Below are 22,082 nucleotides of genomic sequence, written 5' to 3' on the forward strand. Positions count from 1 at the left end.
ATGAAGAGCTTCCTTCTATCCGTTCTCGCACTGTCCGCCCTCCTCACGGCGGGTTCGATATCGGTAACGCCCTCGCCGCCGGAGAGCGCCTCGGCCGAACTCCATCTGAGGCTCGACTCCGCAGCGCCGTCGCCCGGTTCCGAGGTCGAGAGTCTGGAGCGGGTGCGACTCTGGTTTTCGCAGGCTCCGCAGGAGGGATCGGTGAGAGTGCGCCTGACCGCCGCCGCCGGCGAGGTCGAGCGAGCGACCGTGAACGTCAACCCGGAGGACGACACGGATTTCCTCGCCTCGCTCGAGGCTCCGGCGTCCCCCGGTGTCCATACCGTGGCCTGGCGCGCCATCGCCGACGACAACCATGTGGTCAGCGGAGACTTCACCGTTACGGTAGTCGGTCGCTGACGGCCCGCCGGACTTGACGCACCGTTCGTTCGAGCCGAGGAGGAAGGCCGGGGAAGCCGAGAAGCGCGACGGCTGAGTCATGTGACGGCCGCGCTCTCCAACTGGTTTCTCTTCACCGGCCTGGTTCTGCTGGTCGGTTCGGCGACGGCTCTCTGGCTCTTTAGCCCCAAGGTCGAGGCGGGCGCCGCGTCGGCAGAAGCCTCAGCTTTCATAGCCGACCGGGCCGTACGGACCGGTCGTTTCGCCGCCCTCGGTCTGGTCGCCGCGTTGCTCGCGGCGGCAGCGGTCAAGTTCTTCGAGTTCCGGGACCCCTTCGCGACCTGGCAGGAAGATGCTCGCTTCCTGATCGGTTCGAGTTGGGCCGGTTACTGGATGGCGGCTCTCGCCACGGCGATTCTCGCGGCAGCGACATTCCACGTCTCCATCTCCACCAGGTGCGACGCTCCGGGCCGACGGGCCGGAATCGTGGTCGCGAGCTTCCTCACCCTGATCCTGTGCGCGTTTCCGGCGACCACCGGCCACGCCATGATGGAGACCCCCGCTCCGCGCTGGCTGACGGTGGGCGGCGACGCTCTCCACCTGCTCGCCGCCGGCGTGTGGATGGGCGGACTCGCTCTAATGTTGATCTGCGAGTGGAGCTGGCGGAGGAGACGCGGCGCGGCCCGGCGCTCCCTCCTGCCGCTCACGGTCCCACGCTTCTCGCCCACGGCCCTTGCGGCGGCGGCGGTTCTCGTCCTCACCGGATCGTTCGCGGCATATCTGCGGCTCGAGTCTCCTGCGGACCTGTTCGGAACGACGTACGGCCGTCTCCTTGCCGCCAAGATCGTCCTGGTCGTCGCTGCGCTCGGTGTCGGTGCGCTCAACTGGAGGCGGCTGCGTCCCCGTCTCCTGGCTGCCTGGGCCGAAGGTTCCCGGGACGCGGCTCCCGCACGCTCAGCTCTCCAGCGGGCTGCCTTTGCCGAGCTCTTGCTCGCGCAACTGGTAATCGCGGTCACGGCGGTACTGGTCAGGACGAGCCCTCCGGGTTAGAAGCCCGAGGACCGAGTTTCCTGCGGTGGCGCCGCTGCGTGGCATCCGCACCGGACCGATCATCCCCGTACCGCCTGGACCAGCTCCTGGCCGCTCGGCTTCTGGAAGACCCGAAGTCCGAACTCGGGCAGCATCGCGATCAGATGGTCGAAGATATCGGCCTGGAGTCCTTCGTATACCGCCCACGCGGTGTCGTTCGAGAAGCAGTAAATCTCGATAGGGATCCCTTGCGGGCCTGACGGGAGCTGTCGGGTCAGCAGGGTCATCTCCTTGTGCACGCTGGGGTGGTGACGCAGGTAGTGTTCCATGTAGGCACGGAACGTGCCGATGTTGGTCAGGCGACGACGCTCCGGAATCAGCTCTCCGTCCGGGCCGCCGTCGACCAGGCCGTCGGCGGTCAGCCCCTTGCCCGTGTTGTACTGGCCGATCTCCTCGAGCTTCCGCCGCATGTAGTCCCGGATGAACTCGTAACGCGAGAGGCGCGCGATCTCCTCACCTTCCAGGAAGTGCACCGAGTTCATGTCGATGTTGAGGGAGCGTTTTATGCGCCTGCCGCCCGACTCCGACATCCCTCGCCAGTTCTTGAAGGACTCGGTGATGAACTTGCTGGTGGGGATCGTCGAGATGGTCTTGTCCCAGTTCTGTACCTTGACCGTGTGCAGCGCGACATCGATCACGTCGCCGTCGGTGTTAGCCTGGGGCATGGAAACCCAGTCGCCGATCCGGATCATGTCGTTCGACACCAGCTGCACGCTGGCCACGAGCGAAAGGATGGTGTCGCGGAAGACGAGAAGCAGGATCGCGGTCAGGGCGCCGAGGCCGGCGAACAGGGCGCCCGGTTCGATCCCCGCCAGCACGGCGACCACCGCAAGCGCCGCCGCGCCGTAGGCGATGATGGCGACGACCTGGAGATAGCCCTTGATCGGATGGCGTCTGGCGTCCCCATAGCTGTCGCTGTAGATGTTGTTGACGGTGGAGAGCAGCGACGGTACCGCCAGAGTCAGGGAGATGATCACGAAGGCAAGTGCGATTCTTCTGACGATCTCCACTCCGAGAGCCGCCCGAGACTGCATGACGAGGTCTCCCACGTCGTTGAGCTGCACCGCGAATACCGCTTGGACGCCGAAGTAGATGAGAATCCAGGGCACCGCTCGCGCCAGACGCGGGATGGCCTCGCTGTCGACGATTCGGTCGTCGATGGTGGTCCGGGTCCGTCCCGCGAGCTGCGCGAGCGTGGTGACCGACACGGTGCGGGCGGAGATCCCGGCGAGCCAGGCCATCGCAATCAGCACGCCTCCCGCCAGCGCGAGGTTCATCCACCGGGAGGGCAGCCAGTCCAGGGGAGAGATCAGAACGAGTGCCGCGGTGGCGGCGGTCGATGCCAGGAATCCCAGCACGGGCAGCGCGGTCGACCAGAGACTGAGCGGGCGAGACGAGTTTGTCATGGCGGTGTGGCGAGTGAAGAGGGAAGGGAAGGTAACCGCGGAGCCGCCCGGCCAGGAATCGCGCGGCGGAGGCGCAGCCTCGACTCCTCGTTTGCTCCCGGGTCCCGGGCGGCGTAAGGTTGACGCTACCGCAGAGCGCTTCGCGGTGCGAGTCCCACGCCGTCCGGGGAGAACCATGTCCGGCAAGCTGGTCCGATATCTCCTGCCCGCTCTCGTGTTCCAGTCGGCGGTCATAGGCGGCGGTTACGGCACTGGTCGCGAGCTCGTCGAGTTCTTCCTGAGCCTGGGTCCTAGGGGCGGCCTTTTCGCGATCATCGCCTCCGCAGCGGTCTTCAGCACGGTGTCGATGGTGACCTTCGAGCTGGCGCGAGTATGGGGAGCCTACGACTACGGACGTTTCTTCCGCCGCCTGCTCGGCCCGGGCTGGTGGCTGTTCGAGCTTTGCTACCTGCTCCTTCTGCTAATCGTGCTGGCCGTGATCGCCGCCGCCGCCGGTTCCATCGCCGACGAAGCGTTCGGCGTCAATCGCTGGGTCGGGGTCGGCCTGGCCGTCTCCGCCATAGCCTTGCTGGTGGCGGGTGGAAGCAAACCGCTCGAGCGCTTCTTCGCGGGCTGGTCCTTGGCCTTGTACGCGGTCTACGCGGTGTTCGTGGCGCTCTGCCTTCGGGAGTTCGGGTCCGAGATCGGGCAGGCGTTCGCGGACGACGAAGCCGACGGGACCGGGCTTGCGAGCGCCTGGGCGGGCATCCGCTACGCCGGATACAATCTCGCGGTGATCACGCCCGTTCTCGCCACCATCAGGTTCCACAGGACTAGGAAGGAGACGCTGGTCGCGGGGGCTCTCACCGGTCCGGTGGCCATGGTTCCCGGGCTGCTCTTCTTCCTGGCGATGGCCGGGGCCTATCCGACGATTCTCGACGCCACCGTCCCTGCCAACGAACTGCTCGAAGCGCTCGGTTCGAGAACCTTCCAAGTGATCTTTCAGGTGATACTCTTCGGCACTCTGATCGAGACCGGAGCGGCTCTTATCCACGGCCTCAACGAAAGGATCGCCGGATCTCGAGCCGAACGGGGCGGAAAGCTCCCCTTTCCCATCCGGCTGCGGGTAGCGGCCGTGCCGTTGGCCGCAGCCACCGCTCTGAGCGGGTTCGGCCTCACCGCGCTGATCGCGAGCGGCTACGGAACTCTGACGTTGGGGTTTATCGCGGTCTACGTCGTACCCGTCCTGACCGTGGGAATCTGGCGGCTGACGGCGGGGGTGAGGCCGGACCGACCTTCTGCGCAACGGTAGCGGCCGCCGCCGGCCCTGCGGCCCAAGGCCGAACGGTAGGGCGATTTGTATGAGAATCCCCGGCCGTGGACGACCCGGAGGGCGTTCCAGACATCTCCACCGGAGACGGCCGCCGATCCAACTCGACCGCCCTCTTTCCGCCGCAGGCCTGGGTTACCGTCCCTTGCTGAGCGCTCCTCCCCAGGGGTGGATGAAATCCTCCGGCTCCACGCCGAGCCCCTCGGCGACCCGGGTTATGTAGTTGAAGTAGCCGACCACCTGTGTCGCGTCGTGGATGGCGCGATCGCTGAAACCGAGCCTTCGAAGCCGGTCGAGATCGGCGGCGTCGAGCTCGGAGGGCGTCAGCGTCATCTTCTCGGCGTACTCGCAGAGCGCGGCGTCGGCGACCGAGAGCCCCGGAGACCTTCCTTCGCGCGCGATCGAGTGCACGAAGTCGTCCAAGGCCTCATCCCTGGTCGCAGCGGCTCCGCCACCCGAGCCTGTTCCATCCGCGTCGTCGTCTTCGTCGCCCTCCCGGCCGTGGCGGGTCAGGTCGATCTCGTGGTGATCGGCGGCTTCCTCGATCTCTTCCCGGAGATCATGCGCGTGCGCCTGAGTTCAGTAGAAGCAGTCCACTGCCCGGGCGGTGACCACCGCGAGCATCTCCCGCCGCCATCTGGAGAGAGGTGAGGAGCCGAACATCACCGCACGGTAGAAGTCCATCGAGCTTCTCAGCACGGGAGGATTCAGGCTCATGACGCGGACGATGCCCCAGACGCGCCCCGAACGCTGGACGGCCTGGTCGAAGAGACGGCGCAGCAGGCCGGTGGCCTCGTCTGGCGGGATCTCCTGGATGTTCGACATCGGACGCTTTCCGCTTCAGCAGGGGTCGGGTCAAGTAGGGGTCTAGCTCAGGTGAGCCTGATCGGGGTCCAACTCAAGATAACCCGCGCATGGGCACGCCGCGCCCTCCAAGCGAGCACGGAAAACCCAGTGTCGACGGCCCGGCGCTACCCGGTACAAAGTTCGGCGAGCGTTCGCGGGTCGATGTTGCCGCCGGTAAGGACCGCGACCACCGGTCGGTCGCCGGCGACGGGGATTTTACCCGCGCGCAAGGCAGCGACCCCGGCCGCCCCGGAGGGTTCGACCACGAGCCTCTCCACGTTAAGTAGAAAACCCGCGGCGGAGAGGATTTCGTCCTCGGTCACGAGCGCGACTCCCTCGCAGGCCCGGTCCACGATCCGGAAGGTGAGCTTTCCGGCCATCGGCGGAGCCAGGCCGTCCGCGACCGACCGGGGCCTCGCGATCCGCACCGCTTCGCGAGCTCGCAGACTCGCCTCCATAGCCGCCGCCCCGACCGGCTCCACCCCCCAGACGCGCGCGCCGCCAGCTTCGGCCTTCGACTTCGCCGCCAGGGCCACACCCGACACGAGTCCGCCGCCTCCTACCGGCACGACGACGGCATCCGCCTCGGGAAGCTCCTCGAAGATCTCCTCGCCGCAGGTCGCATGGCCGTAAACCACCGGTTCCGCGTCGAACGGGTGGAGGAAAATAAGCCCGCGTTCCCGCGTGATCCGCTCCACCGTCTCGAACGCCTCGGCGACGTCACCGGCGAGGACGACCTCGGCTCCCAGACGACGCGCCCTTTCGGCCTTGTAGCGCGAGGCCGACGCCGGCATGACCACGAGCGCGGCCACCCCTGCCTGCGCGGCCGCCCAGGCCACCGCTTGAGCGTGATTGCCGGCCGAGATGGTCGACACGCCCCGCCGCCGCTCCTTCTCCGACAGAAGCCGGACGGCGTTGAACGCGCCCCGCACCTTGAAGGAGCCGGTGATCTGCCGGTTCTCGCACTTGAGGTGAACCGGGGCGCCGAGCTCCTCCGACAGGTCCGGTGAGAAGAGCATGGGTGTGCGTCTGACCGCGCGGCGCACCGCGGCGCTCGCATCCGCCATTCCGGCGCGGGCCTCGGAGAGGACGACGTCCCAGCTTCCGGTTTCCGAGGCCTTCGGCACGACAGGCTCGGAGCTCGAGATCTCAGACACCCGTGTTTCCTTTCATCGCGGCAATCTAGCTAGATTTGCGCTGACAGTCCTTGGACAATCTCGCGAGAGCAAACTGCCATACGCGGAGGATAGCATAGATGAAGGTCGTGCTGGGATATTCCGGAGGGCTCGACACCTCCATCATCGTTCCCTGGCTGCGCGAGAAGTACGACGCCGAAGTCATCTGCATGGCCGGAGACGTCGGTCAGCGCGGCGGCCTGGAGGGACTCGAGGCACGCGCCCTGGCATCAGGCGCAACGGCCTTCTTCGGCGAGGATCTGCGCAGGGAGTTCGTCGAGGATTTCGTTTTTCCCACACTCCGCATCGGGGCCGTATACGGCCGCAAGTACTTGCTGGGCACTGCGATCGCCCGCCCCATCCTCGCCAAGCGCCAGGCGGAGGTCGCCATCGAGGTCGACGCGGACGCCTTGGCTCACGGCTGCACCGGCAAAGGTAACGATCAGGTGCGCTTCGAGCTCGGCTACCTCGCGTTCGCCCCGTTGCTCAAGATCGTGGCCCCCTGGCGCGAATGGGAGATCCGTTCTCGCGAGGATGCGCTCGAGTACGCCCGTGAACGCTCCATTCCACTTGAAGACGTGGACACCGACAAGCTCTACAGCCGCGACGAGAACCTCTGGCACCTCTCGCACGAGGGCGGCCCTCTGGAGGACCCTGGCGCCGGTCCCGACGAAGAGATGTTCATCCTGACCGACTCTCCTCTGAACGCTCCCGACGAACCAGAAAGGGTCGAGATCGGTTTCGATGCGGGAACCCCGGTGAGCGTCAACGGCGAGAGGATGGACCCGGTCGAGCTGCTCTCCACCCTTAACGCATTGGGCGGTCGGCACGGAGTCGGCCGGGCGGATCTCGTCGAGAACAGGCTCGTGGGAATGAAATCCCGCGGCGTATACGAAACCCCGGGCGGCACCATCCTCCACGCGGCCCTCCGGGACCTCGAGTCGATCACGCTCGACCGCAAGGCCGAGGGGCTCAAGGACGAGATGGCCATGCGCTGGGCCGACCTGGTCTACGAAGGCAGATGGTGGACGGTGGAGAGGGAGGCCTTGCAGGCCGCCACCGACGTGCTCGCGGAGCGAGTCACCGGCGAGGTGGGGCTCGACCTCTACAAGGGGGGCTGCCACGTGGTCGGGCGCAACAGTCCGCGCTCGCTCTACAGGGAGGATCTCGCCTCCTTCGGCGCCGCCGAATCGTACGATCACGCCGACGCCACGGGCTTCATTCGCCTCTTCGGCATCCCGGTGCGCGCGGAGGCAGGCGTGACCTCGCTCGACTTCGGGGACTAGCGCCTCGTCGTGGCCACCCCTTCCGGCTCCCTCTGGGGCGGACGCTTCGAGGAGCCCATGGCCCCGGAGATGGTGCCGTTGAATCTCTGCCTTCCCGTCGACGGCCGGCTCTGGCGCGAGGACATAAGGGGCAGCCTCGCCTGGGCCCGGGCGATCGGACGGGCCGGAGTGCTCGACGAACATGAGGTCGAGCGGATCGTCGCCGGCCTCGGAAGGGTGGGCGAGCGGATCGAGCGGGAGGGGCTCGACGGCGCACCGGATGAGGACGTGCACTCGGCCGTGGAACGCCTTCTCGGCGAAGAGATCGGGCCCCTGGCCGGAAAGCTCCACACCGGACGTTCGCGAAACGACCAGTCCGCGACCGGCACGCGCCTCTGGGGGATGGCCGTCGCCGAGCAGGTGGTCGCCGACCTCGAGGAGCTGATCTCGGTGTTCGCCGAGCTCGCCGAACGAACTCTCGACCTGGTCATGCCCGGCTACACACATCTCCAGCAGGCCCAGCCGGTCAGGGTCGCGCACTGGGCTCTCTCCCACGCCTTTCCGCTGCTTCGCGACGCCGGCCGCTTCCAACGGGCCCGCCGAGCCGCCTCCGTGCTGCCCCTGGGATCAGGCGCTCTCGCCGGCTGCCCCTTTCCCGTCGACCGAGAGGCGATCCGGGCGGAGCTCGGCTTCGAACGGGTCTCGGAGAACTCGATGGACGGCGTCTCCGACCGGGACTGGATGTGCGATCTGGTCTACGCGGGCGCTCTCGCGGGCGTCCACATCTCACGCCTGGGTGAAGACCTCGTGCTCTTTTCGTCGCGCGAATTCGGATTCGTGAGGCTCTCCGACGGCTTCTCCACCGGGTCGAGCCTGATGCCTCAGAAGCGCAATCCCGACGCTGCGGAGCTCGCCCGAGGCAAGGCGGCCCGACTGGCGGGCAACCTTACCACGCTTCTGACCTTGGCCAAGGGGCTGCCGACCGGCTACAACCGCGACCTCCAGGAGGACAAGGAGGCTATCTTTGACACCGCCGACACCCTCAAGGTGCTCCTGCCTGCAACGACGGGCGCCGTTCGGACCTTAAGCTTCTCCGCGGAGCGCGTCTCCGCCTCCCTCGACGCAGCCATGCTCGCCACCGACCTCGCGGATCATCTCGTCAGGGAAGGGGTGCCCTTTCGCGAAACCCACGAAATAGTGGGCCGGCTCGTGCGTAAGGCCGAATCTCTCGGCATCGGCGTCGCTTCACTCCCCAAGGAGGATTTGGCCGAAGCCCATTCCTCGCTCGGCGGCGATCTTGCCGCCGTCTTCGATTTCGAGCGTTCGGTCGAAACTCGAAACACCGCCGGCGGCACTTCGCGCAGGGCCGTCCTCGAACAGCTCGCCAACGTCAGAGGTCGCCTCCACCCCGCACGGAAGGGCTCCCCGACGGCAGGCTTCTCCGCAACTTCGCCAACATGATCATCATCACCCGCGCCGGCGTCAGCGCCGACGAAATCAACCACATTCGCGAACGCGTCGAAGCGCTGGGTCTGCGCACTCACCTTTCCGAGGGTGAACGACGCACCGTCATCGGCTGCATCGGAGACGAAACGCTGCTCAGAAGCGTGCCCCTGCTCTCCGTTCCCGGGGTCGAACGCGTCCACGAGGTTCAGCGTCCCTACAAGCTCGCCTCCAAGCACTTCGCAGCCGGAGACACGAAGATCAAGCTGGGCGAGGTCGAGCTCGGCGGGCTTGAGATCGCGGTCATCGCCGGTCCGTGCTCGGTCGAAGGGCGCGACATGCTGCTCGACACCGCCCACAACGTCGGAGCCTCCGGTGCGCGAGCCCTGCGGGGCGGCGCCTTCAAGCCCCGGACCTCCCCCTATTCCTGGCGGGGACTAGGTGAAGACGGGCTCAAGATCCTCGCCGAGGCCCGGGAAGAGACTGGCCTCCCGCTCGTGACCGAGGTCATGGACACCCGTCACGTCGAGCTCGTGGCGTCCTATGCCGACGTTCTGCAGATCGGCACCCGCAACATGCAGAACTTCAACCTCCTCCAGGAAGTGGGCCGAACCCTGCGCCCGGTCCTGCTCAAGCGAGGGATGGCGGCGACCGTGAAAGACCTCCTCCTGGCCGCCGAGTACGTCATGAGCCAGGGCAACAACGACGTGATCCTCTGCGAGCGGGGGATCCGTACCTTCGGCACCGCGACCCGGAACACCTTCGACCTGGCCGCGATCCCCGTCCTCAAGCGTGAGACGCACCTGCCGGTCGTCGCGGACCCGTCGCACGCCGGAGGATACCGCCACCTGGTCGCCCCGCTCTCCTACGCGGCGATCGCGGCAGGAGCCGACGGCCTGATCGTCGAGGTGCATCCCGACCCCGAGACCGCCGCGTCCGACGGCGAACAGTCGCTCGATTTCGCCGAGTTCTCTTCGCTCATGGCGGGGCTCGCGGGATTTGCCGAGGCCGCAGGTCGCAGCGTGGCCGGCGAAGAGCCGAGAGCGGGACCGGCCGCCGTAGGCGTGTCCTCCGGGGCGGCCGAGAAGAGGACCGCCGCATCCGCCGCGAGCGGCTGAAGATTCGGGGATCGACCGGCGGACGGTGACCCGCACCGAGCTCAAACGCGCAGCCGCCCGAAGGGCGCTCTCCTTCGTCGAGAGCGGCATGGTTCTCGGGCTGGGGACGGGAAGCACGGTCGAGCCCTTCGTGGAACTGCTCGGGTCGGCCGTCTCCGCAGGCGAGCTCTCGGAGATCGTGGGAATTGCCACCTCAGTGCGCACTGCGAAGCTCGCCGAGAGGGTGGGGATCCGGCTCACGTCCCTTTCCGGAACGAAGGTGATCGATCTTACCGTCGACGGGGCCGACGAGGTCGCTCCCGGGCTCGACCTCACCAAGGGACTGGGCGGGGCGCTCCTGCGGGAGAAGATGGTGGCGCGGGCGTCGCGTCGGTTCGTGGTGGTGGCCGACGATTCCAAGCTGGTCGAACGCTTGGGCCGGAAGGCGCCGCTTCCGGTCGAGGTGATCCCCTGGGAGCACGAGGTCCACGTGTCGTTTTTCGAAGAGCTGGGAGCCGAACCCCGGTTGCGCATGGAGGGCCGCGAGCCCTACCGTACCGACAACGGCAACTTCATCTATCACCTCGCCTGGGCGGAGCCGGCCGACCCGGTTTCCGTGCAGGCAGCACTCGCCGCGAGGGCGGGGGTGGTCGAGTCCGGGTTCTTTCTGGGCATGGCCGACTTCGCGGTCGTCGCGGGGAGCGCCAGGGTCGAGCTGCTTCGCCGAGGGGGCGGCGAGCGCCGCGAGGAGCTCGCGCAGGCCGACGATCGTCGGGGGGCCGCCGCAGGGTCCGGCGAGGGCTCGCATCCGGGAGCGCGGGCATGAACCCTACGGTGTCCGGTCCGCTGATCGCGCCTTCCATCCTCTCCTGCGACTTCGCCAGACTCGCCGAGGAGATCGCCGACGTGGAGGCTGGCGGAGCCGACTGGATCCACGTCGACGTCATGGACGGCCACTTCGTCCCCAACCTGACCATGGGACCGGTGATCGTCGCGGGCGCCAGACGCAGCACCGCTCTCCCTCTCGACGTCCACCTGATGATCGAGAATCCGGAGGCGTACCTGAGGTCGTTCGCCGACGCGGGGGCCGACGCGATCACGGTCCACGCCGAGGTTTGCGACGATCTCGCCGCCGTCCTTAAGACGTTGGACGAGCTGGAGGTCGAGGCAGGGGTGGCCGTCAATCCGGAGACTCCGCTCTCCGCGGTCGAGGGCGTCCTTGACGGGATCGACCTTCTGGTCGTCATGTCGGTGAATCCCGGGTTCGGTGGACAGGGCTACATCCCGGGAAGCGCCGACAAGGTCAGGCGGGCCTCCGAGCTGATCGCGCGGATGAACGGCGACACCCTCATAGAGGTGGACGGAGGCGTGGACGCGTCGAACGCGGCGCGGATCGCGGAAGCCGGCGCGACAGTCCTTGTGGCCGGATCGGCGGTCTTCGGCCATCCCGCGGGCGGTTCCGCGGGCGTGAGGGAGATCCGACGAGCCCTGACCCGGTCGTTCGCGTGAAGCTCACCTTTTCCGCCGAACTTCCGGGCCACAGCCCCGAATCCGTCTTCGCCTGGCACGAACGCCCGGGAGCCTTCGAGCGTCTCACCCCGCCCTGGACGAAGGTCCGAGTGCTAGAATCGAACGGCGGCATCGGCGAGGGCGGCCGTAGGGTGCTCCGCGTGAAGTACGGCCCGAGCGCCTATCGCTGGGAGCTCCGCCACACCGGATACAGGCGAGGCGAACGCTTCGTGGACGAGCAGGTGTCGGGCCCGATGCGCCGCTGGAGGCACGAGCACCTCTTCGAGCCGACCGAGGACGGAGGCACCCGCATCGTCGACAGGCTGGACGTCGAGCTCCCGGCAGGCGCCGGGGCGGGTTTCGCTCCGAACCTCGTCAAGCGCGAACTGGGTCGCTTCTTCGCCTTCCGCTATCGGCGTCTGCAAGCGGATCTCGACCGCCATGCCGAGCACAGCGGAGCTCCCGGGCTCCGCGTGGGCGTTTCCGGGGCCTCGGGGCTGGTAGGATCGGCGCTCTGCGCTTTCCTCGAGACCGGCGGCCACGACGTGCTGCGCTTCACACGCCGGCATGGTGAAGCGGCGGGAAGCCCGGGCGGCTCTCGCGCCTACTGGAACCCGGCGGCGGGCGAGATGGACGAGAAGGCCCTCAGGGGACTGGACGCCGTGGTCCATCTTGCGGGAGCGCCGATCGCACAAGGACGCTGGACACCGGATCGCAGACGGGCGATACGGCTGAGCCGGACCAGGGGCACCGCACTGATGTCACGGGCTCTGGCGCGCTCATCGTCAGGACCGCGCACGCTCGTGAGCGCGTCGGCCGTCGGCTATTACGGCAACCGGGGCGACCAACGACTAGACGAGTCCGCGAAGTCGGGCCGGGGCTTCCTCGCGGACGTGTGCCGAGAGTGGGAGGGGGCGACCGAGGCGGCGGAGAAGGCCGGGATCCGGGTCGCCAAGATGCGGATCGGGCCCGTGCTCTCCCCGGCGGGCGGTGCGCTCGGGCAGATGCTGTTGCCGTTCAAGTTCGGCGTCGGCGGACGCATCGCCGCCGGCCGCCAGTACTTCAGTTGGATAGACGCCGACGATCTGACTGCGGCCATCCATCACGTGCTCAGGGACGGGCGACTCGGCGGAGCCGTCAACGCGACCGCGCCCAACCCGGTTCCGAACGCGGCCTTCACCTCGGCGCTGGGAAGAGCGCTGGGCAGGCCGACCCTGGTTCCGGTTCCGTCGCTGGCGATCAAGGCCGCCTTCGGGCAGTTGGGGACGGAGGTGCTCCTCTGGGGACAGCGGGCCGTCCCGGCGAAGCTGATCGAGTCTGGATTCCGCTTCGAGTTCGAGGGCGCCGAGGACTCGCTCGCGCATCAGCTGGGACGAACCTGACCGGAAGACCGAGAGCGTCATCAAGGCGCCGCGCCCGCTCAAGCGAAACCGACGGCCGAACTTCGGCCCTTGCAGCAATCCGCGCGACTAGGTATTATCTTCCGTACATCGACTTTCCGGCCCGCCGGCCTGCTCACATGGAGGCGGTCACCGGGACGCACACGCAATGCTTCAACTAACGAGGGAAACATGAAGCCAACTATCGTGAGTAGAATCGTCTTCGGTTCCGCACTCGCACTCGCGACCTTTGTCGCGGGCACGGGATCGGTGGCGGCGCAAAACGGCCAGGTGGTCGGCACGGTGCGAGACGCCGCCACTCAACGTCCGATCGAGGTTGTCCAGGTCTACATCCCGGACAGCCCCTACGGGACGCTTACCACGGCCGCTGGAGGCTACCTCCTGCTCGGCGTCCCCCCTGGTGAATACGAGGTCATCGCCCAGAGCGTCGGTTACCGTCGGGCCAGCCAGACCGTGACCGTAACGCCGGGCGGGTCGGCCAGCCTGGACTTCTCGCTGACGAAGACCGCCATAACCTTGGACGAGATCGTCGTCACCGGAGCAGGGGTTGCCACCGAGAGACGCAAGCTCGGCAACACCATCGCCACTCTCGACGTCTCGACGGTCGAGAACGCGCCCGTCTCGGATTTCTCGCAACTGATCGCGGGACGCGAGCCGGGCGTGGTCGCCCTGCCTTCCTCCGGTTACACCGGCGAGGGCGCGCGCATCCGCATCCGCGGCTCCTCGTCGCTCTCGCAGCTCAACGAGCCCATCATCTACGTGGACGGCATCCGGGTGGACCGCTCCGCCGTGCAGAACTTCAACGGCCAGGGCAACCCGTCGCGTCTCGACGACATCCCGCCGGAGTCCATCGAGCGCGTCGAGATCCTCAAGGGAGCCGCCGCGGCGACTCTCTACGGAACAGAGGCCTCCAACGGCGTCATCCAGATCTTCACCAAGAGAGGACAGGTGGGTGCGCCGCGCTTCACCCTGGCAGCCGACCTCACCGGCGTCTCCGTACCGACCAACCGCATCCTGCCGGTCGCGGACTTCGCCGAGAGCGAGGCCGACGTAGGACGCATCCAGGAGCGCTGGGGTCGCACGCTGGGGCTCTTCGAGCCCTTCGAGGAGGACGTCATCCCCGACTTTCTCACCACCGGCTTGGGCCAGACCTACTCGGGTTCGGTTTCCGGCGGCTCCAACGCTTTCCAATACTTCGTGTCGGGTCGCTTCGCCTACGAGGACGGTCCCTACGACGTCGGCGTCTTCGAGCCCGCCGAGGGAGTCGCGCCCGAGACCGACACCAACCGTCGCGCCTCGGTGACCAGCAACTTCACGGTGATCCCGAACAGCAAGGTGCGCATCGGCGTCAGCACTCTCTACTCCGACATGGAGCACCACACGCCTGACAATTCGAACAACATCTACGGCGTCTTCTCGTCGGCGCTCATGATGCAACTTCGTCTGGCGACGCCCAACAACCTCTACGGAGCTCCGGCGTTCGCGACCACTAGGGAGAACGCCTACCAGCTCAACTTCGTGAACTCGCAGCACTTCGCCGGCTCCACGAACATCAGCTACACCCCCACCGACGCGTTCCGCCTCGACGGTACCTTCGGCCTCGACTTCACCTCGGACGACGCGGTGTCCTTCCGTCCCTACGGCTGGAACGTCGACAACTACTCCGGCTCGACCCCGCTCGGCTCACGCAACGTCCAGGAGAACAGAACCCGCGAGATCACCGCCGACCTGAAAGGCTCGCATGTCTTCAGCACCGACATGATCGAGAACACCCTTCTCTTCGGCGCCCAGGGCTTCCTGAGACAGTCGCAGTCGGCAGGCGGAGAAGGTGACGAGTTCCCCGGGCCGGGTCTCGAGACCCTCTCGGCTCTCGCCAACGAGAGCTCCTTCGAGAGCTGGCTGAGAGTAACTCAGATCGGCGGGTACGTCCAGGATCAGATCGGCTACAACGACTGGGTCTTCCTGACCGTCGGCGGCCGCTGGGACGCGAATTCGGCGTTCGGATCCGAGTTCAGCACCGCCTTCTACCCGAAGGCTTCGATCTCCGTCGTGCCCTCGCAAGGGCTCGACTGGACGAACGAGACGATCTCGACCTTCAGGGTCAGGGCCGCCGTCGGCCGCTCGGGCCTCCAGCCAGGGGCGTTCGACAAGTTCACCACGTTCTCGCCGCAGCCCGCCGAGACCGGAGCGGGCGTCCGCCCCGCCAACCTCGGCAACGACGCGCTCCGCCCCGAAGTATCGACCGAGTTCGAGGTCGGCACCGAGATGGGACTCTTCAACGACCGCTGGTCCGTCGACGCCACCTGGTGGACGCGGACGGTCTCGGACGCTCTGGTAGCTCGCCAGTTCCCGGTAACGGGCGGCTTCACCTCCACCCAGCTCGACAACATCGGCGAGATGGAGGCCTCGGGTCTCGAGCTCAACCTGCGCGGCGCACTCCTCCAAGGCGAGAACCTCTCCCTCAACGTCTTCGCCAACACGGCGTACCTGACCGAGCAGATCGCCTCCCTCGGCGGAGCGCCGCCTCTCAAGACGGGCGGAAGCTATCCCCGCTATCGCAACTACCTGATCGAGGGCTTCAGCCCCGGCTCTTTCTTCGGCGCCAAGCTGGCCGACGTGGACATTCCTCTGAACCTCTTCGCCCCGGTGGGCGGCGAGTGCGTGATCCCGACGATCGATCAGGCGCTGGAGTACTTCAGCCAGGCCAGGAACCCGAGCGAATTCAAGCCCCTGGCCGTCGGCAACGACGCGTCCAACGCGACCTTCGACGATCCCAACGGCAAGGTGGCGTCACACAACTGCGGCCAAGGGCTGCTCGAGAGCTACCTCGGCAAGCCGAGCCCGGACTTCGCCGGATCCTTCGGCTTCAACATGCCGTTCGCGGGCCGCTTCGAGCTCTCCACTCTCGTGGAGTACAAGCTCGGCCACCAGGTGCAGGATCTCTCCGGCCAGTTCCGCCGCTCCAATTCCTTCATCGGGCGCAACACGCCACGCTCCGCCGAGCTCTCGGCCATCATGCAGAATCCGGCCTCGTCGGCTCAGCAGAGGCTCGACGCCGCGATCGCCTGGGTCAGCGAGATCGAGTCGCTCTCTCCGATGAGCGGGCTCAACGCGGTGTACGACGCGGACTGGCTCAACCTGCGCGAGGTGTCCCTCACGTACCGGGTCCCGCCCGCAGTCGTCGAGAATCTCGGCCTCGGCACCGCCACCGTCAACCTCGGAGCGCGCAACCTGCGTCTCTTCATGCTCGGCGACTACGTCGGCATGGACCCCGAGGGCAATGTGCTCGGCAGGTGCAACGCCGGCCTCAACTGCAACTTCCTCGATTCGACGGAGGGCTGGGGGATCCCGATCCCGCGGCGCTTCACGCTCACCACCCGCATCACCTTCTAGGAGTCGCCAAGAATGAAGAAGATCGCAATCAAGGGAACGATGTCCCTCATGGCGATGGCCGCGCTCGCGGGGTGCGGCGATCTCCTGGACGTCAACAACCCCAACAACCTGGTCGAGGAGTCGATTCGTCGCGAAGCGGCGGCCTCGGCTGTGGCCAACGGCTCGCACGCTCTAGTGGCCTCCTCGGTCTCGCAGTCGTGGCAGCCGTATCTGGTCGCCTCCGACGAGCTTCGCTGGATAGGTTCGCGCGACGCGTGGCTCTCTCTCGACCACGGATTCGTGGACGATCCATACAACGAGTTCATCGACGGGCCGTTCCCGGCTATGGGACAGGCTCGCTGGATGAGCGACGAGGCCATCGAGATCCTGACCGGGCACGTCGGTAACAATCCCGAGTCCACATCGATGCGCGAGAACCTCGCGCGCGCCAACCTCTACTCCGGCATCATATACATGGTGATCGGAGAGGTCCAGGAAGATTTCGCGTTCTCCGACAAGACCGAGGACGGCCCGCCGGTCGGCGCGGCAAACATGTATACCGTCATCGACGCCGCCATCGCCCGTCTCGACGCGGCGATCTCGACCGGCAACGACGACACCGCCCTCAAGGCCATGGCGATCCGGGCGCGCGCCAAGCATTCCCGCGCAATCTGGGACGCGATCAATCCGGCCCCTTCAGGGAACGGACTCGTCAGCTCTCCTGGGGCCGTCATGGACGCGGACGGGGTCATAGCGCAGCAACCCGGCGACTGGATCTACAACTTCAACTACGCCGCCGGTACGGTGGACAACTCCATGGCGAGCTGGATCAACGACCGCAAGGAGAACCAGGTCGATCCTTCGCTTGTGACGTGGAACGCCGCCAACGACGTCGACGGGATCGCCATGATGGATCCAATCGACGGTATCGCCGATCCCGCGGTCATCAAGTGGATGAACCAGTGGAAGGGCGGCAACTTCATGGACAAGGGCAACCCTTATCCTCCGCTGACCCTGGCGTCGACCCGGATGATGCATGTCATCAAGGCCGAAAACGCGCTCGCCGGAGGCGACATGGCCGGCTTCGCAGCCTCGGTCAATGCGGTCCGGGCGATGGACGGACTGACCCCCTACTCGGGTCAGATGGACTCGATGGCGATGTTGCAGCACACCCGCAGGGTGAACACCCTCTTGCAGGGTCTGCGTCTCGCCGACATGTACCGCTGGGGCCTCAAGGACGAGCTCTGGCAGAGTGCCGGAGCCACCAGCAGCGCACCGGGCACCATGCTCCCGATCTCGATCATCGAGGTCAGGGCCAACTGCCACCTCAACGGACTGGGGTGCAGCGGCTAGCCCGAGCCCCGACTCAGGTTGGGTTTAGCTGACCTTGCCAACGAACCCGGGCTCGCTCCCACTTTGGGGCGGGTCCGGGTTTCAGGCGTAAACGGAGGACAACGTACATGAAATTCGAAAGGGGCCGCATCGGACGAACGAGGACCAGAGCGTCCGCCTTGACCGGAGCGGTGGCCTGCGCGGGGTTGACGATCGGCCTCTGGGCCTGCGATCTGTGGGTAGAACCTAAGCCCGAGGAGGTAAGGTTCAGCCTCAGCGGCTCCGACGGCAAGAGGGCCGAGGTCATCTACGCGATCGACTTCGTCTCCGGTCAGACCGAGACCGGCGGAGCGCGTGTTCACGTGATCACACCCGACACCGTGATTCACACGCTGCCGATCGACACCGTCTTCGACATCCAAGGCGCGAACCAATGGTTCGTCCTGGTGCGCCCGCTAGAAGGCGACACGCTGGAAGTGCAAGCCACCGTGGCGGTCGACGGACGGAGCGTATACTCGCAGGCCGGCGGCATTTTCCCGCAAAACCCGTGGGCCTTCGTCTATCTCTTCAACAAGCTTGCGGCACAGGTTGACGAGGTGACTTTCTGATGAGTGCGTCCGAGAAGAGCCGGCGGAGAAAGCTCCATCCGGCTCGCCGCCGCCTGGCTAGCCCGCTGCTCGTAATCGCGGCCGCGCTTCTCGCCGGTTGTCACAAGTACATCCCCGTCGAAGAGCCTGCGGCGGGCAGCACCGTCAGAGTTACCGTCCCGGTGACCTCGGCGGTTCAGGACCGAAACGCCACGACCGGCACTTCGGCCTCGGTCGAGGGCGTCGTCGTCCAGGCGGCGCCGACCGATTCGCTCGTGCTGGCCATATCGCGCAGAGCGAGCTACGGGGCCTTCCGCGACATCGTTCGCCACGACACCATCTCGATCTCGCTCAACGAAGCCCTTCGGCTCGAGGAACGAGTATACGCCAAGAACAGAAGCGTTGTCCTGGGTGTGGGCCTCACCGCTGTCGCCGTCGGCCTTGCCGCAGCCGCTTTCGGCGTCGGCGGCGGGCAACAGGGAATGGTTCCCCCCGACGGGGGCGGGACCACTCGACCGGTACCGTCAATTCCCTTGTTCAGCATCTCCACCGGCCGATGAACGACCGGCCGGCGTACAACCTTAGGCGGGACGGACCGGCTCACGGTCCGCAACTCGCTTTCCCACGGACGCCGACCCATAGACGCATGAAGACCACCCACCTCGGCGCCGCGTTCCGGCGCATCCTTCTCTCGACCCTCCTGCTCGGTGCGATCGGCTCCCTCTCGACTCCGGCGGCGGCGCGCGCGCAGGAAGTACCGGAGGATGTCCTCGACGCCTTAAGATGGCGCAACGTGGGCATAGCCCGAGGCGGACGCTCGACGGCGGTGGCCGGAAGCGAATCCCGCCCCTTCGAGTACTTCTTCGGAGCCACTGGCGGAGGGCTGTGGAAGACCACCGACGGCGGCAACAACTGGCGGCCTGTGACCGACCGTCAGATCGGAAGCGCATCAGTGGGTGCGGTCGCGGTCTGCGACGCCGATCCGGACGTCGTCTACATCGGCACCGGCGAGACCCAGTTGCGCGGCAACATCCAGCAGGGCGACGGGGCCTACAAGTCGGTGAACGGGGGCAGGACCTGGGAAAGGATCGGTCTGGAGGCGACCCAGAACATCTCGCGCATCCGCATCCATCCCGAGAACTGCGACGTGGCGTGGGTGGCCGCGTTCGGCATCCACTCGGCCGAGAATCCCGAACGCGGCGTCTTCAAGACCGTGGACGGAGGCGAAAGCTGGACCCACTCGCTTTTCAAGAGTCCGCGAGCCGGAGCTGCCGATCTGGTGCTCGATCCCAATAACCCCGACGTGATCTACGCTTCCATCTGGGAGGCCTGGCGCAAGAGCTGGGGAATGTCTTCCGGCGGACCGGATTCCGGACTCTGGAAATCCGAGGACGGAGGCGAGAGCTGGATGGAGATCACCGCCAACCTCGGGCTCGAGCCCGAGATGCCCGTCGGAAAGATCGGCGTGGCGGTGTCGGGCGCCAACTCGAACCGGGTGTGGGCTATGGTTGAACACGAGCCCATGGGCGGCGTCTACCGTTCCGAAGACGGCGGGGGGACCTGGGAGCGCGTCAACGAAGACCGGCGGCTGCGCCAGAGGGCCTTCTACTACACCCGGATCTATGCCGATCCAGCCGACGAGGAAGTGGTCTACGTGCTCAACACCGGGTTCTATAGATCCGAGGACGGGGGCGAGACCTTCCCGCGTCAGATCTCGGTACCGCACGGCGACAACCACGACCTGTGGATCTCTCCTTCCGATCCCGAGCGGATGATCAACGCCAACGACGGAGGAGCGAACGTCTCCTTCAATGGCGGAGGGTCGTGGACCGACCAGCGTTACATGACGGCACAGTTCTACAGGGTCATCACCACCAATCACGACCCCTATTTCATCTGCGGCGCCCAGCAGGACAACTCGACCGCCTGCATGCCCTCGTCCGGCTGGAATCACCTCTCCGCAGGCGGAGGATTCGGGGGCGGAGGCCACTTCTTCAGCGTTGGCGGATGCGAGAGCGGCTACATCGCACCGCATCCCGTCGACCTGGACATCTACTATGCGGGCTGCTATGGCGGTTCGCTCTCTCGCTACGACCACGGGACCGGTCTGACCAGGGCCATCCAGGTATGGCCGGAGAACCCGATGGGGCAATCCTCCGAGGATCTCCGCGAGCGGGTGCAGTGGACCTTCCCGATCGTCTTCAACCGGTTCGATCCCGGTGTCATCTACACCGGAACGCAGAAGGTGTGGAGGAGCATGACCGAGGGGCAGAATTGGGAGCAGATCTCCGACGACCTGACCCGGAGCGATCCGGCGACCATGGGACCCTCGGGCGGTCCGGTGACCAAGGACCAGACCGGGGTCGAGACCTACGCGACCATTTTCGCCATCGCTCCCTCGTACCACGACGCCGACGTGCTCTGGGCGGGCTCCGATGACGGGATCGTGCACATTTCGCGTGACGCGGCCTCCGAATCGCCGAGCTGGACCGACGTCACCCCGCCCGGTGCACCGGATTTCACCCGCATCAACACCATCGAAGCGTCGCCCACCACACCCGGAAAGGCTTACGTGGCTGGAATCAGGTACCTGGTGGACAATGATCGGTCCCCCTACATCTGGAAGACGGAAGACTACGGGGCGAGCTGGCTCCGAATCACGGGGGGCATCCCCGAGGACGACTTCATTCGCGCGGTCCGCGAAGACCCCATGAACCCGGGGCTGCTCTACGCGGCCTCGGAGCGGACGGTTTACGTCAGCTTCAACGACGGGGCGTGGTGGCAGCCGCTGTCGCTCAATCTGCCTGCGGTGCAGGTATCGGACCTGGTTGTGGAGGATCACGATCTTGTGATCGGCACGCACGGACGTTCCTTCTGGGTTCTTCCAGGGCTGCACATCCTCAGACAGGCGCAGGATGCCCTGATGGAAACTGATGGAGGCGACCTCGCCGAGCGCACCGTTCTCTTCGACCCCAAGGACCCGGTGCGCCGCATCGACAACAGCGCCGAGGTCCATTACCGCCTCGCGGAGGAGGCGGACGAGGTCCGAATCGCCTTCATGGATGACGCGGGGAGCGTGCTGCTCGAGGCCGTCTCGCGTCCGGCGGCCGGCACCGACGAGGAAGAAGACGAGGAGGTGGAGCAGCCGCGACGTGGACCCTTCGGCGGTGGAGGAGGCGGAGGCGCGCGTCCGTCGAGAAGGGAAGGTACCAACGTCTTCCGCTGGAACATGCGACACGACGGCTGGACGGACTTCGAGGGCCGCATCTTCTGGGCCGCCGGGAACGCGGGACCTGCGGCCACGCCGGGAAGCTACAGCGTGGAGCTGACCGTCGACGGCGAGAGATACGTTCAGGATTTCGCTATCCTACCGAACCCGCGAGCGAGCGCGGAAGGGGTCACGGTGGAAGACCTGGAGGAACGCTTCGAATTCGCGGTGCGCATTCGGGACCGGGTCACCGACGCCAACCAGTCCGTGATCGACATCCGCCAGCTCAAGGAGCAGATCGAAGCGCGGATGGAGGAGAGCGACGACGGTCGTCTGAAGGAGATGGGCTCCGAGGTGGAAGGCAGGCTCGGCGGGATCGAAGAGGAGATCTACCAGGTGCGGAACCGGTCGAACCAGGATCCCCTCAACTATCCGATCAAGCTCAACAACAAGCTCGCGGCGCTCCTGAACCACGTGGAGGGATCGGAGCACCGACCCACCGACCAATCCTACGCGGTCTTCGATGCCCTCTCCGAGGAACTCGACGCGCAACTGGAAGCGCTGGCGGTGGTCATAGCCGACGACCTCGCGGCGCTGAACGAACTCCTCGAAGATCTGGGGTTGGATCCGATCGTCGTGAATCGACCGCCGATCGCGTGATCGTGC

General features: G+C 66.4%; 18 protein-coding genes. 14 read left to right on the forward strand and 4 right to left on the reverse strand.

Features of this window, described 5'->3' with window-relative positions:
• Nucleotides 1-399, forward strand: a complete 399-nt coding sequence (locus J4G12_02960) for a copper resistance protein CopC (GenBank protein ID MCE2454767.1) — start codon at nucleotides 1-3, stop codon at nucleotides 397-399.
• Between the two features lie 81 nt (nucleotides 400-480).
• Nucleotides 481-1,428, forward strand: a complete 948-nt coding sequence (locus tag J4G12_02965) for a CopD family protein (protein MCE2454768.1) — start codon at nucleotides 481-483, stop codon at nucleotides 1,426-1,428.
• Nucleotides 1,429-1,487: 59 nt separating this feature from the next.
• Here the strand turns inward: J4G12_02965 and J4G12_02970 are convergent, their stop codons facing one another.
• Nucleotides 1,488-2,744, reverse strand: a complete 1,257-nt coding sequence (locus J4G12_02970; GenBank protein MCE2454769.1) for a mechanosensitive ion channel family protein — start codon at nucleotides 2,742-2,744, stop codon at nucleotides 1,488-1,490.
• A 304-nt stretch (nucleotides 2,745-3,048) separates the two neighbouring features.
• Here J4G12_02970 and J4G12_02975 point away from each other — a divergent pair, with 304 nt between their 5' ends.
• Nucleotides 3,049-4,164 (forward strand): hypothetical protein, encoded by a 1,116-nt coding sequence (locus J4G12_02975; GenBank protein ID MCE2454770.1) that lies wholly within the window; start codon nucleotides 3,049-3,051, stop codon nucleotides 4,162-4,164.
• A 153-nt stretch (nucleotides 4,165-4,317) separates the two neighbouring features.
• Here the strand turns inward: J4G12_02975 and J4G12_02980 are convergent, their stop codons facing one another.
• The 3 genes from J4G12_02980 to J4G12_02990 form a co-directional block, all read right to left on the reverse strand.
• Nucleotides 4,318-4,515, reverse strand: a complete 198-nt coding sequence (locus J4G12_02980; protein MCE2454771.1) for a hypothetical protein — start codon at nucleotides 4,513-4,515, stop codon at nucleotides 4,318-4,320.
• A 246-nt stretch (nucleotides 4,516-4,761) separates the two neighbouring features.
• Nucleotides 4,762-5,007: a hypothetical protein gene (locus tag J4G12_02985; GenBank protein ID MCE2454772.1), complete on the reverse strand. Its 246-nt coding sequence runs from the start codon at nucleotides 5,005-5,007 to the stop codon at nucleotides 4,762-4,764.
• A gap of 146 nt (nucleotides 5,008-5,153) precedes the next feature.
• Nucleotides 5,154-6,185 (reverse strand): pyridoxal-phosphate dependent enzyme, encoded by a 1,032-nt coding sequence (locus J4G12_02990; protein ID MCE2454773.1) that lies wholly within the window; start codon nucleotides 6,183-6,185, stop codon nucleotides 5,154-5,156.
• 98 nt (nucleotides 6,186-6,283) lie between these two features.
• Between J4G12_02990 and J4G12_02995 the strand changes: the two genes are divergently transcribed.
• From J4G12_02995 to J4G12_03045, 11 genes are all read left to right on the forward strand, one after another.
• Nucleotides 6,284-7,489: an argininosuccinate synthase gene (locus tag J4G12_02995; protein MCE2454774.1), complete on the forward strand. Its 1,206-nt coding sequence runs from the start codon at nucleotides 6,284-6,286 to the stop codon at nucleotides 7,487-7,489.
• A 57-nt stretch (nucleotides 7,490-7,546) separates the two neighbouring features.
• Nucleotides 7,547-8,929, forward strand: a complete 1,383-nt coding sequence (argH, locus tag J4G12_03000; protein MCE2454775.1) for an argininosuccinate lyase — start codon at nucleotides 7,547-7,549, stop codon at nucleotides 8,927-8,929.
• The gene (aroF, locus tag J4G12_03005) at nucleotides 8,926-10,029 is read left to right on the forward strand and encodes a 3-deoxy-7-phosphoheptulonate synthase (GenBank protein ID MCE2454776.1); all 1,104 of its coding nucleotides are present in this window, start codon (nucleotides 8,926-8,928) and stop codon (nucleotides 10,027-10,029) included. The genes argH and aroF overlap by 4 nt, the downstream gene beginning before the upstream one ends.
• Before the next feature lie 10 nt (nucleotides 10,030-10,039).
• Nucleotides 10,040-10,834 (forward strand): ribose-5-phosphate isomerase RpiA, encoded by a 795-nt coding sequence (rpiA, locus tag J4G12_03010; GenBank protein ID MCE2454777.1) that lies wholly within the window; start codon nucleotides 10,040-10,042, stop codon nucleotides 10,832-10,834.
• On the forward strand, nucleotides 10,831-11,517 hold the full coding sequence (locus tag J4G12_03015) for a ribulose-phosphate 3-epimerase (GenBank protein ID MCE2454778.1): 687 nt from the start codon (nucleotides 10,831-10,833) through the stop codon (nucleotides 11,515-11,517). The genes rpiA and J4G12_03015 overlap by 4 nt, the downstream gene beginning before the upstream one ends.
• Complete coding sequence (locus J4G12_03020; GenBank protein MCE2454779.1) at nucleotides 11,514-12,899, forward strand: TIGR01777 family oxidoreductase; 1,386 nt, start codon at nucleotides 11,514-11,516, stop codon at nucleotides 12,897-12,899. Before J4G12_03015 ends, J4G12_03020 begins: the two co-directional genes overlap by 4 nt.
• A gap of 189 nt (nucleotides 12,900-13,088) precedes the next feature.
• Nucleotides 13,089-16,310, forward strand: coding sequence for a SusC/RagA family TonB-linked outer membrane protein (locus tag J4G12_03025; GenBank protein ID MCE2454780.1), 3,222 nt, complete (start codon nucleotides 13,089-13,091; stop codon nucleotides 16,308-16,310).
• Nucleotides 16,311-16,322: 12 nt separating this feature from the next.
• Entirely contained in the window at nucleotides 16,323-17,642 is a 1,320-nt protein-coding gene (locus J4G12_03030; protein ID MCE2454781.1) for a hypothetical protein, read from the forward strand.
• Between the two features lie 107 nt (nucleotides 17,643-17,749).
• Entirely contained in the window at nucleotides 17,750-18,229 is a 480-nt protein-coding gene (locus J4G12_03035) for a hypothetical protein (GenBank protein ID MCE2454782.1), read from the forward strand.
• Nucleotides 18,229-18,768 carry a hypothetical protein gene (locus J4G12_03040; protein MCE2454783.1) on the forward strand — a complete coding sequence of 180 codons (540 nt, stop codon included), beginning with the start codon at nucleotides 18,229-18,231 and terminating at the stop codon, nucleotides 18,766-18,768. The genes J4G12_03035 and J4G12_03040 overlap by 1 nt, the downstream gene beginning before the upstream one ends.
• An 86-nt stretch (nucleotides 18,769-18,854) precedes the next feature.
• The gene (locus J4G12_03045) at nucleotides 18,855-22,076 is read left to right on the forward strand and encodes a glycosyl hydrolase (GenBank protein MCE2454784.1); all 3,222 of its coding nucleotides are present in this window, start codon (nucleotides 18,855-18,857) and stop codon (nucleotides 22,074-22,076) included.
• Nucleotides 22,077-22,082: the final 6 nt, after the last annotated feature.

The sequence above is a fragment of the Gemmatimonadota bacterium genome, from assembly GCA_021295815.1.
Classification (GTDB): Bacteria; Gemmatimonadota; Gemmatimonadetes; order Longimicrobiales; family Gaopeijiaceae; genus JAGWBQ01.